This window comes from Acinetobacter sp. 16 (assembly GCF_033439925.1).
In the GTDB taxonomy this organism is placed as follows: domain Bacteria; phylum Pseudomonadota; class Gammaproteobacteria; order Pseudomonadales; family Moraxellaceae; genus Acinetobacter; species Acinetobacter junii.
The window spans coordinates 2,365,943-2,377,009 of record NZ_CP137746.1; the positions used below are offsets into that span (position 1 = coordinate 2,365,943).

Consider the following 11,067-nt stretch of genomic DNA (forward strand, 5'->3'; position numbering starts at 1 on the left):
TTATGAGTGCTCAATTATTTGTTGTAGCAACCCCGATTGGGCACTTAGATGACATGACCTATCGTGCAATTGATATTTTAAAGTCTGTATCGGTAGTTGCGGCAGAAGACACTCGTCAATCTGCACAGTTATTTAAACACTATAATATCTCAACTCAATTAACTGCGTGTCATGATCACAATGAAAGTAACAAAATTGATCAACTTCTCCAAAAAATGTTAAATGGTGAAGACGTCGCGCTAATCAGTGATGCTGGAACGCCATTAATTAGTGACCCTGGTTTCAAACTGGTTCGTGCTGCTCAAGAACATGGAATACGTGTTATTCCTGTGCCTGGCGCATGCGCAGCGATCGCAGCATTAAGTGCTGTTGGTTTGCCTAGCGATCGTTTTAGTTTCGAAGGATTTCTTCCATCCAAAGCTTCTCAACGCATTAGTCAACTTGAAAAGCTAAAAGATGAAACACAAACATTAATTTTCTACGAAGCACCTCATCGAATTTTAGCATGTATCCAAGACATGGTTCAGGTCTTTGGTGAAGATCGACCTGTAGGTTTTGCTCGCGAAATTACCAAAACTTTTGAAACGATCAAAAAAATGACGTTAAAAGAACTCGTAACGTTTATTCAGAATGATCACAACCAAGAAAAAGGTGAAATCGTTGTTGTCGTTGGTGGTGCTACGACTGAAAAAGATATGGAACAAGATAAGCTAGATGACTTATTGAAAAGATTACTACAAGATCTCTCCGTCAAAGCAGCTTCACAATTAGCAGCTGATTTAACAGGAATCAAAAAGAAAGTTGCTTACCAACGTGCTTTAGAACTTACACAACAAGATTAAAATAAAATGGATGTAGATTACTGAAAATATCTACATCCTTTTTTAAAAAAAGACTATCAATTTAGCGTTTTAGTTAAATTCGACTTTGATCCATTTTTCGCTCTGATCTCGCCTGTTGAATTACGCTCAATCCTGAACTCACACCGAGGTAAGCAATAATAAAAGCGACCAATAAATCTGGATAGACGGTTCCTGTTCCCCAAACACTTGCTGCAGCGAAAATTACCGCAATATTTGCGATCGCATCATTACGGCTACACAACCATACGGAACGCATATTGGCATCACCATCTCGAAATGTATAAAGCATGATGGCAACAAATACGTTAACCAGTAATGCCAATATCCCAATAGCTCCCATTAGCATAGGTTCAGGTATCACACCTATCCACCATGACCAAATCACTTTAATGATCACAAAGATACCAAAAGCAGCCATTGTGATTCCTTTCAGTAAAGCTGCCGTTGCTCGCCAATACAAACTCATAGAAAGCACAATTAATGAAATAGCATAGTTTGCAGCATCTCCTGCAAAATCTAGTGCATCAGCCCATAAAGACACAGATTGTGCATGCGCTCCTCCGATGATTTCTACAAAAAACATAAGTGCATTTAAAATTAATGCGATCCATAATGCCTTTCTAAACTTAGGACTCATTGTTTTTGCTGGGGAACACGCTGTATTACAACCACATCCTGCCATGACTTTTCTCTAAGAATCTTTTATAGTGATTAAAAACCCTTGAGTAGCTCTAGAGTCAAGCATAATGAATTTTACAATTGGGCAATTATCTAAAAAGTCAGGTGTTTCAATAGATACCATTCGTTATTATGAAAAGATTGGATTACTTGAAAAAGCAAAACGTACAGCAGGAAATTATCGACATTATTCTGAAAAGATACTTTCAGAACTTTTATTTTTAAAACATTGCCGCGAATTGGGCATAACCCTGCAAGATATTCAAAAGTTGAAAGAGTTATCAACTCATCCCAACCAAACCTGTATCGAAGTTGATCACTTGATTGATCATTACCTTAATGAGGTTTCTCAAAAGATTCAAAATTTAGAGCACCTCAAGCAAGATTTTATTCAACTGAAACAACAATGCTCTCAACACCGCACGATAGAACAATGCGGAATCCTAAAAGGATTACATCAGCCACTAGAATGTGATCTCACGTTACATCAACATAAAAAAGCATCACAATTGTGATGCCTTTGAAATGCTTTAAATTCAGTCGTGATGTTCACCAGGAGGAACTTCAGTAATTCTGCCACCACGAGCGAGGAACGCAGCCACTTCGTCTTCCAAAGCCTGACGCTGCTTCTGTTTAGCAGTCACGGTTAGCGTTTCAGCTTCAGCTAGATCAGCATCATCAATCGTTGCTTCTTCGCTATCTGCACCGCTTTCTGCTGCTTTCGCCTCTTCATCGTCTACAGCAGAGTCTTCAGTATTTTCATCGTAATCATTAATTTCCGTCATATTACTCTCCCCACAATGACTAAATCTTCATCATCGTTATTTGGTCATCAGAACTTTGTGAAATGTAACAAGCTCTTCTCATTTATCAAAGTAGAATGTTTAACAAATTGTACTTTTAACGACCAAATTCACTCTGATTTATAAATGATTGTATAAAAAATATCTACTATTTTTTAGCAAGCGTAGCGTGTGTGTTGCAATGCGCCCAATCCATTCGCTTGTTGCATAAAGCGATCCTTGAGTACTTCAAATTGTTCGACTTGCTTTAATCCAAAGTTCCTTGCCCAAACAAAGGGAAATAGCTCCGAACTTTCTAACCACCCGATTGCTGACATACTGTGCATCATGGCATCATTTTGACCTTTACGTTGATGTTCATAGCGAAGCAAAGTTTGCTCATTTGCCCATACACCACGTTTTAAATCATGCAATAAAACATCACATAAAACTGCTGCGTCTAAGCAACCGATATTTACGCCCTGACCTGCCAAAGGATGAATGACATGCGCAGCATCTCCAATCAAAGCTAAACCCGATTTGATATAACGCTGAGCTGCTCTTGCTTTGAGTGAGAATTGTGCTCTTGATCTTACATCGACCACTTCACCCAGCATTTGCAAACTTTCACGTGTCAGTAATTGCATAAACTCCTGATCTGATAACTTCGAATATTCATCCGCATAATCATCAGGTAGAGTCCATACAATTGATTGCCAGTAGCCATTTTCTTGTTGATCTAAGCTTGCCATAGGTAGAAATGCAAGTGGACCAGTAGGTAGAAAAATTTGGCGTGCGACATATTGATTCGGTTGTGTCGTTTTAATCGCACAACTGATTGCGGCTTGTTTGTAGTCTAAAATATCTAAATCAATATATGCTTGCTCACGTACAAATGAGTTTGCACCATCAGCACCGATCAATAACTTGGTTTTGAGGATCGTGCCATCGGCGAGTTGAATCGACCAACCTTTTGCAATTTGCTCAATGCGAATAACTTTTACTTGGGTACGGTAATCTTTGAGCTGCTGTAACATTTTTTGCTGTATCGCAATATTCAAAACACTTGGCTCAACCATTGAACCTAAAGCTTGATCTGCACGAGGTTGCTCTTCGGAAGCATGTCCAAAATTTATTTCACCATAACCATTTTTATTCCAGACTTGCATACCTGAATATGGCATTTGTCGTGCTAAATCATTCCAAACGTCAACTGTCTTTAGTAGATGAATCGTTGCTTGACTTAAAGCCAACACACGTGGATTCATCACGGCTAAAGTTTTGTCTTGATCAAGCACTGGTGCAGCATCCAATACTGTTGCTTGCACGCCACCTTGTGCTAGCAACAAAGCTGTTAAACCACCGACTAATCCACCACCAACAATGACGACATCTAACATTTCACTCATGCTTTTAGCCCCATCGCGTAGTTCGCAACCAAAGGCTTAATGCCAGGAATCACATCAAATGCAATCAATCCTGTATTTCTTATTAATTTAAGAAGCGGATTTTGATTACTAAAACCACGCACCACTGAATCACAGAACTTAATCACACGCTGCTGATCTGTTAAACGTGCTTGCTCATAAGCCAATAAATTATCAGGATGACCAATATCATCAGACTTCGCTAACTGCTCTAGTAAATAGCGAACCAATACATCGGCATCTCGCAAACAAAGGTTAAAGCCTTGCCCTGCAACAGGATGAATTGTGTGCGCTGCATTACCCATGAGAACTACACGACCAACCGCCTGCTTGTGAGCCAAAACTTGTGACAATGGATAACTAAAACGTTTACCCGTTTTTTCAAATTTACCCGCACGATCGCCATAAGTTTCTTGTAGGGCATCTAAGAAGTGTTGATCATTTTCTTCGCCTAACCATTCGGCTTCCGTACCTTTTTTCACAGGCCAAACCACTGAGCGGCGGTATTCACCTGGTAGAGGTAATAATGCCAATGGTCCTAAAGCGCTAAAACGTTCAAAACCAACCTGTTGATGAGGTTTAGAGGTTTGAACCGTTGTGACAATCGCAACTTGGTCATAATCATGTTCATCCACACCCACACCAATTGCTTGACGACAGAAAGAATCACGACCATCTGCTGCGATCACTAACTTTGATTTGAGCGAGTGTATATATTCACCATTACGCATGGCTTCAATGTGAACCTCATCTGCATCTTGTGTCAGTGACGTCACTTGTACCCCATCAATTAATTCAATCAGAGGCTGCTGACGAACTTGGGTGAGTAATACTCGACCTAACCACGCATTTTCAATTACTTGCCCAAAGCTTTCTACTTTCTCTTGTTCTGCGACTAGTCGTGCTTTACCAAAGCTACCCTGCTCTGTGATATGCACTTGTAAAATTGGGGTCGCATGCTGTTGTAATGCATCCCACAAGCCTAACTTTTGATAAATTTGCACGCTACGGCGTGACAAAGCGGTGTTACGAGCATCAAAACTTGAGTGATATGGAGCTAGATTTTCGTCATCGTAATTTGGATATTTCACAGCTTCTAATAGCTTTACGGCAATATTAGATTTTGCCAACATTAAAGCAAGGCTGAGTCCAACCATACCCCCACCGACAATGATGACTTGTTGCTGCATAATATTATTCCTTATCAGTTTTTCATGACTTGATGTTAAGGGTTTGTTGATATTTCATCTATGGTTGCGTTATAGGCTAAAACAACTTAAACGAGGCATGAAACGTAGGCAATGGCAACTCCTTGTCAAGTTTCATAACAAAGTTTAAGGAAGTTTTAACCATAACCCTGTGGGACAGGGATATTTTTTGTCGCTACTGCGTTATGGCTTATTTATTTAGAATGACTAAATTTCATAAGCCATGCCTTGTATCACCTAAAAAATATCCACTGTCGCAAGCATTTATGAAATATCTACAGACCCTAGCCTATCTTACTCTAACTCAAATTGGGATTGGAATTTGTACTTTGTTTGGTCTGTGTTTTATTTTAATTCGACAAATAAAAAAGGCTTATCCTAGATAGAATAAGCCTTTAGATCAATATTTCAGACTTAACTAGCCATTAATTGCTCAATTTCTTCAACAGTTTTCACTACATTCTTAGTCAAAACCAACGGTCCATTTTCAGTGACTACAATATCATCTTCTATACGAATCCCAATACCACGCCATTTCGCATCAACGGTTTCATCATCGGGTGCGACGTATAAACCAGGCTCAACGGTGACTACCATACCTGCTTCATAAGCACGCCAGTCTTCGCCATGCTTATAAGCACCAACATCATGCACATCCATACCAAGCCAATGCCCAGTTCCATGCATAAAGAATTGACGGAATGCTTCACTTTCAACCAACTCATTTACATTACCGCTAAGTAAGCCAAGATCAACCAAACCTTGAGTTAAAATTTTTACAGCGACTTCATGTGGATATTTGTAGTGATTGCCGATACGTGTTGCATCAATCGCAGCTAGTTGTGCATCTAATACAATATTGTAAAGTGCTTTTTGCTCAGGACTGAACTTACCATTGACTGGGAAAGTGCGAGTGATATCAGATGCATAGAATTCATATTCACAAGCAGCATCTATTAAAACCAAATCACCATCTTTTAATGGTTTATTGTTTTCTACGTAATGCAAAATGCACGCATTCTCTCCACCACCGACAATACTATTGTAGGCTGGTACACAACCATTTTTACCAAAAATATAATTGAGTTCTGCTTCAAGTGCATACTCCATCATTTCTGGTTTCACTGATTGCATAGCACGTGTATGTGCATCTGCACTAATATTTGATGCGATCTGCATTAGCTCGATTTCTTGCGCTGATTTTTTCAGACGCATCTCATCTATAAGGCGATCAAGCTGAATGACCTCTGCTGGAGAGGTTGATCCACGACGTTGTTGAGCATCAGCTTTTTGAATCCATTGACTTACTCTGGCATCAAACTCAGCTTGATGACCAATTCGAAAATACAAACGATCTTTATTTAAGAGCTTTGCAATGATTTCCTGATCCAATAAATCTATTGCAAATGCTTCATCTGCACCATAGATTTCAACAGCCCCTTCCACACCAGCACGGTAACCATTCCAAATCTCCATTTCGCGATTACGCTCTCGGCAAAATAAGGAATAACGATACGTTTCACCTTCAGCGAAGGTTTCCAATACCGCAACTGCTTCAGGTTCAGCAAAACCAGTTAAATAATAAAAACTACTGTCAGCTCGATATTTATAGTCTGCATCGCGATTGCGGTACATTTCTGCACGTGTCGCAATAATAGCAACACTATTTGCACCCATTTTCTGAGCTAAATGATCACGGCGTTGTTTAAAATCAGCTTGAGTTAGTTTCATATTATCCTGCAGCTTGAAAGTCCCTCTAAAAAGTAAGAGGGATTTATTAGGGAGATTTAATACCGCATTAACTCGGACGATGCGGTGTAAACATTTCTACAATAGTTTGTGGATCAGCTGTGCTTTCTTGATTTCTGCTTTTGGCATGAAAGTTTTTTAAGAGTGAGCTTTCACTAACAGAAATCTTTTTTCGACCAATCGATAAGCTCACTGGAATTAAACGAACAAACTCGTATAACTCTTCATAACTTGCTTCACCTTCGTCATCATTATCTGAATCTTCAAACTCTACTGCTGCAACATCTTGTAAGTGTTCAATGAGTTCTTGTTCATCAGCACGAATATGTCCTGATGCTAAACCGAAGCCTAGAACCACACCAGCACACCAATCTGCCAAAGCTTGAACTCGATCAACAAGTAGATGACTATCATCTGGCAACATCGGCAAATAATCTAACTCATCGTCAGACAAGGCATGAGAAACGTCTTCGCTTTCGTCAGTTAAGCTTTCTAATGCCTCTTCCGATAATGCAGGAACATTTAAAGTATTTAAAATTTGTGACCATTCGTCTTTTGTTGGTGCTTGTGTGACACAAACTATACCTGTGAGTAATCCATGTAACTCACTTGGATTTGAAATCTCTTCAATCCCATCAAAATGGGCATTCCAATCCGTCCAACCTGAAATATCGTCTTGCATTCGTTTATCCAATCTCTATACTGCTGTATATATTACCTTTGATTGCAACTCTGTGCGACCTCGTTATGTTAGAACAATTACAGCGTCTACAAGCGCATATTGGTGTTTTAAAAACACGTTTACATCATTTAGAGCGCGAAAACACTTCGCTCACTGAAGCTAAAGCTTTAGCTGAAACAGACCATCATGCACAAATCGTGCAAAAAAATAGCATCATCACGCAAAAGCAGGACGAAGTTGATAACTTAACTGAACAATTAACTCAGTTACAAGATCAATTTAAGCAGCTCAATCAAGATGCGACAACACTAGCGGAACGCTATAGCCGCTTGGAAAAAAGTACCACTGACTTAAAAAATCGCTTTCAAGAGATTTTGGCAGAGCGTAATGATTTACGTGTGACTAAAGAGAAGCTCCAAGCACAACAACGTCATAGTCAGCAAGAAATCCAAGATCTTCAGCAAGATCGTGATCGTTTATTGCAAAAAAATGAGCTTGCAAAATCAAAAGTTGAAGCAATTATTCAACGTCTTGCCATCCTAGGTACTGCGCAAGATCATCATGCACAAGAAATTCAGCAACTTGCTCACCCGAATGCTGAACTACAAGAGGAAAACTGATCATGAGTGAACAAGTGACAGTAGAACTTCGTTTAATTGAACAGACTTTTCGCTTAAATACTACTGAAGACAAACGTGAAGAATTAGAGCGTGCCGCTGAACTACTGAATCAAAAGTTTCAGGATATGCGACGTAATGCTCCTCGTGTAGAACACAATAAATTAGTCATTATGGTTGCCTTACAGATGGCACAAGATGTGTTTAGTTTGAATAAATCTTTGCAGGAATATGCTCACTGTGAGCGCCTACTTCAAACCATCTTGGAAGATGTCGAACAAACTGTTGAGTAAAATTGCACAAAGCCCCATCAATTAGTAAGTATCTTTACAGATATGTGATCTGCAAGGATTGTCATCGTGTAAAGATCAGTTATACTAAAACTGTCTCTAGGGTGTTCGCCAGTACGTCTAGTCCCCTGCCGATACTTAAATTTATGGATGTGTCCTGTACATTTTGAGTGTATGCCTGCCTCGAGTAGGAAACCCAGTAAGTGTACGTCACCTCCACCTTGAACTCATCGGGTTCAGGGTAACGACCATGCAGCGGCACCTCTGGAGCATTACTTTTCTAATGGTTCTCATCAAAAGAAAATTCAATTTATAATCCCCTCTCAATCAAAACGTTTTTTTATTTTTATAACCTAGGACTTACGCACTATTATTTATAGATTCTCTGTGGTAGCAGATGATTTTTATCGAGAATAAAGTCATCAATGAAGTTTTTGATCATTGGTCTAAATAATTTCTTCTGCCAACGATATATATTTTCAAAGATCCGCTCAAACTGGTTCTTTTGTATCTCAACGTAGGCCATCAAGGCTGAAAAAATATGATTCAAAATCAGTTTAGATCGTCTTACTTGAAACTTTTCAATATGACAAACCTGTTTAATCACCCGGTGATATTGCTCTATTTTCCAATGACTTGAATGTAATTCATGAAAACCCTCAAAGGACAATAAATCATCTTCATCTTGATGCACAATATAAAACCTCTGCTGTTCTTTTAACTGAGTCTTAAATAATTGTACAAAGCCAAAATCTTTGAGCCAGACTACTTGACCCTGATGGAAATCTGGCAATAAACGCAGTTGAAACCATTGTCCTTTTTCTGGGGAAACCTTACGGTTACAGTCGATACCAAACATAAATCGAATACCATATTTTCTTATGGTTTTTAAATTTCCAGTCGATGAATACCAACTATCACCTGTAATAAATTGAATCTTTGCACCCCAACTGAGTACTTCACTTAACATATCCATAAAGTAATCATTCTTGGTTTTACTTTCAGATTTGTCATAAATTCGGAAATTAATTGGAATATTTTGACCATTTTGATCTGTCGCATACAAGGTAATGAGATTAATACCCTTGACGGATCGGTGGTGTTTGCCTGACCAAAAATAACTAACTAAGTCCATATGTTGACTATATGGTTTATCTAAAACAGTATCATCAATACTGACTATAAGTTTGTTATTATCAATATGTTGAATTGATTCTTGATATAGGTCGTGAGGTGTGTAATCTTCACGCTCTAGAAAGCGATTTACACTATCATGCGAGATATTATAAGTCTCGGCAAGTTGTGTGCAGCTAATAGAGTTCGGTTCTGTCATGAGAAAGCCCATATAAATGGGTAGAGTACAAGTTGCTGTAGAAGCATGTTTAATTTGTCTGATCACAGATACTTTATAAAGTATTTTAGTACTTTTTTGAATCCGTCAATGCGTAAGTCCTATAACCTTCAAAACTCTTCTTATTTTTAGTACATTTCAAATTAAAAAACCATAGCACATGCTATATGTACTATGGCGTTATCACTTCAAAATTTTAAGATCTATTCATCGTTCAAGGCACATTCATAGTGACTTGGCGCTTGCGAACAACGAACCTGTTTCAGCAACTTCATCATATCTGGATCGTAATAGCCTTCTTTAGTCATTTGGATACGTGCTTCACGCATGAGACGAACATAACCAGGCTTATCACTTTCATTTAGTGTTAACCAATATTTACTTGGAATTTTAGCTTCCAATTTATCGACAAATTCAAATGCTGGATTGAGCTGTTTAGAAATGACCTCACGCGCAATTGATCCCATTCCTGCTGGGAATTTATTGCGATGCATGATCAATGTGCCTGTCACTTGAATGACAGGGAACTTGATAATCCCACCAACAACTTTGCCAGACTTATCACTCATCCCTTTATGTAACTCAAGTGGTTCAAACAATATCGCAGGTCCAGCCATAATATCGACTTCTTTATTGTTGAATTTACCACCGACACTCACTAAATCTACCGAAATAGGTTGAGCACCTACATTTTGAACTAATTTCTTTTGGGTTTCATCGAATTGGAATACAGCAATCTTTTTACCTGCAGCTTTAGCTAGAGTATTAATATTTCGATCGTTGACCATAATATAAGCAGCACCTAATGGTACTACCCCGACAACCTCATAGTCTTTGTTCACCATCTTTTCATCAAACTTTGGATTTGCTAAAACTTGGATCACTGCGCTCAATTGTTTGTATGTTTGTAGTGCACCAATTGCATCAATACTTCCAACAAATTTATTAAATTGTTTCGCTCGTAGATTACTAATACCTGCACCATCACAGCGTTTACTACGAAAATCTTCGGTTAAAACAGCTTCATTGGTATAAACCTTTAGGTTCACCAATGTAGATGCTGTTTTTTTAAGTTTAGGATAATCAAAATCCAGTTTAAATTGTAAATGCGAAGGGCGAGCAACTTTCATATTGACACCAAACTGCTTGGCGACGTTTACCATTCTTGGAATTTCAGTGATATAGCTAGTTGCTTGTTCAAATGCTTCACTATGCTCACCATTCGGCGAATACACACATAAAGTGACCTGTTTAGGAATCTGCTGCCAAGTTTTAGGGTCATTGAGTAGTTTTTTAACTTTATTCTGCGAATGAGTTGAAAGCGTTAGATCTAACTTCCCTTCAGGAGCAGCATAGGTTGGACTCATCATGGCGAATGACGAGACCAACATTCCTGAGATAAGAATTGATTTAATTGACA

General features: G+C 38.7%; 12 protein-coding genes and 1 other RNA gene. 5 read left to right on the top strand and 8 right to left on the bottom strand.

Features of this window, described 5'->3' with window-relative positions:
• The first annotated feature begins 2 nt into the window (after window positions 1-2).
• The gene (rsmI, locus tag R2H34_RS11570; protein WP_004955272.1) at window positions 3-842 is read left to right on the top strand and encodes a 16S rRNA (cytidine(1402)-2'-O)-methyltransferase; all 840 of its coding nucleotides are present in this window, start codon (window positions 3-5) and stop codon (window positions 840-842) included.
• 73 nt (window positions 843-915) lie between these two features.
• Here rsmI and R2H34_RS11575 read toward each other — a convergent pair whose 3' ends face one another.
• Entirely contained in the window at window positions 916-1,545 is a 630-nt protein-coding gene (locus R2H34_RS11575; RefSeq protein ID WP_042890838.1) for a cation transporter, read from the bottom strand.
• Window positions 1,546-1,606: 61 nt separating this feature from the next.
• Here R2H34_RS11575 and R2H34_RS11580 point away from each other — a divergent pair, with 61 nt between their 5' ends.
• The gene (locus tag R2H34_RS11580; protein ID WP_171133331.1) at window positions 1,607-2,056 is read left to right on the top strand and encodes a MerR family transcriptional regulator; all 450 of its coding nucleotides are present in this window, start codon (window positions 1,607-1,609) and stop codon (window positions 2,054-2,056) included.
• A 21-nt stretch (window positions 2,057-2,077) separates the two neighbouring features.
• Here the strand turns inward: R2H34_RS11580 and R2H34_RS11585 are convergent, their stop codons facing one another.
• The 5 genes from R2H34_RS11585 to R2H34_RS11605 form a co-directional block, all read right to left on the bottom strand.
• Window positions 2,078-2,326, bottom strand: a complete 249-nt coding sequence (locus tag R2H34_RS11585) for a hypothetical protein (RefSeq protein ID WP_004912421.1) — start codon at window positions 2,324-2,326, stop codon at window positions 2,078-2,080.
• Between the two features lie 173 nt (window positions 2,327-2,499).
• Window positions 2,500-3,732 carry an FAD-dependent monooxygenase gene (locus R2H34_RS11590; RefSeq protein WP_087540533.1) on the bottom strand — a complete coding sequence of 411 codons (1,233 nt, stop codon included), beginning with the start codon at window positions 3,730-3,732 and terminating at the stop codon, window positions 2,500-2,502.
• The gene (ubiH, locus tag R2H34_RS11595; RefSeq protein WP_004955280.1) at window positions 3,729-4,940 is read right to left on the bottom strand and encodes a 2-octaprenyl-6-methoxyphenyl hydroxylase; all 1,212 of its coding nucleotides are present in this window, start codon (window positions 4,938-4,940) and stop codon (window positions 3,729-3,731) included. The genes R2H34_RS11590 and ubiH overlap by 4 nt, the downstream gene beginning before the upstream one ends.
• A gap of 432 nt (window positions 4,941-5,372) precedes the next feature.
• A complete protein-coding gene (gene pepP / locus R2H34_RS11600) occupies window positions 5,373-6,689 on the bottom strand; it encodes a Xaa-Pro aminopeptidase (RefSeq protein WP_039048049.1) in 1,317 nt (438 codons plus the stop codon).
• Between the two features lie 67 nt (window positions 6,690-6,756).
• On the bottom strand, window positions 6,757-7,389 hold the full coding sequence (locus tag R2H34_RS11605; RefSeq protein ID WP_087540531.1) for a UPF0149 family protein: 633 nt from the start codon (window positions 7,387-7,389) through the stop codon (window positions 6,757-6,759).
• Between the two features lie 65 nt (window positions 7,390-7,454).
• On the opposite strand from R2H34_RS11605, the gene R2H34_RS11610 reads away from it, so the two are divergent.
• The 3 genes from R2H34_RS11610 (at window position 7,455) to ssrS (ending at window position 8,571) form a co-directional block, all read left to right on the top strand.
• Window positions 7,455-8,009 (top strand): hypothetical protein, encoded by a 555-nt coding sequence (locus tag R2H34_RS11610; protein WP_004912436.1) that lies wholly within the window; start codon window positions 7,455-7,457, stop codon window positions 8,007-8,009.
• Window positions 8,010-8,011: 2 nt separating this feature from the next.
• Entirely contained in the window at window positions 8,012-8,299 is a 288-nt protein-coding gene (locus R2H34_RS11615) for a cell division protein ZapA (protein ID WP_004912439.1), read from the top strand.
• Window positions 8,300-8,389: 90 nt separating this feature from the next.
• Window positions 8,390-8,571: non-coding RNA, 6S RNA (gene ssrS, locus R2H34_RS11620), on the top strand.
• A gap of 95 nt (window positions 8,572-8,666) precedes the next feature.
• Here ssrS and R2H34_RS11625 read toward each other — a convergent pair.
• Together R2H34_RS11625 and R2H34_RS11630 are read right to left on the bottom strand one after the other, a co-directional pair.
• The gene (locus R2H34_RS11625) at window positions 8,667-9,695 is read right to left on the bottom strand and encodes a transposase (RefSeq protein ID WP_151730688.1); all 1,029 of its coding nucleotides are present in this window, start codon (window positions 9,693-9,695) and stop codon (window positions 8,667-8,669) included.
• A gap of 155 nt (window positions 9,696-9,850) precedes the next feature.
• Complete coding sequence (locus R2H34_RS11630; protein WP_373865849.1) at window positions 9,851-11,038, bottom strand: putative solute-binding protein; 1,188 nt, start codon at window positions 11,036-11,038, stop codon at window positions 9,851-9,853.
• Between the last annotated feature and the right edge of the window lie 29 nt (window positions 11,039-11,067).

Bases quoted from the DNA above. Each gene is read 5' to 3' on its own strand.
- ubiH (WP_004955280.1), bottom strand. From the start codon at position 4,940: ATGCAGCAACAAGTCATCATTGTCGGTGGGGGTATGGTTGGACTCAGC.
- R2H34_RS11615 (WP_004912439.1), top strand. From the start codon at position 8,012: ATGAGTGAACAAGTGACAGTAGAACTTCGTTTAATTGAACAGACTTTT.
- rsmI (WP_004955272.1), top strand. From the start codon at position 3: ATGAGTGCTCAATTATTTGTTGTAGCAACCCCGATTGGGCACTTAGAT.
- R2H34_RS11630 (WP_373865849.1), bottom strand. From the start codon at position 11,038: ATGTTGGTCTCGTCATTCGCCATGATGAGTCCAACCTATGCTGCTCCT.
- R2H34_RS11610 (WP_004912436.1), top strand. From the start codon at position 7,455: ATGTTAGAACAATTACAGCGTCTACAAGCGCATATTGGTGTTTTAAAA.
- R2H34_RS11605 (WP_087540531.1), bottom strand. From the start codon at position 7,389: ATGCAAGACGATATTTCAGGTTGGACGGATTGGAATGCCCATTTTGAT.
- R2H34_RS11575 (WP_042890838.1), bottom strand. From the start codon at position 1,545: ATGGCAGGATGTGGTTGTAATACAGCGTGTTCCCCAGCAAAAACAATG.
- R2H34_RS11585 (WP_004912421.1), bottom strand. From the start codon at position 2,326: ATGACGGAAATTAATGATTACGATGAAAATACTGAAGACTCTGCTGTA.
- R2H34_RS11590 (WP_087540533.1), bottom strand. From the start codon at position 3,732: ATGAGTGAAATGTTAGATGTCGTCATTGTTGGTGGTGGATTAGTCGGT.
- pepP (WP_039048049.1), bottom strand. From the start codon at position 6,689: ATGAAACTAACTCAAGCTGATTTTAAACAACGCCGTGATCATTTAGCT.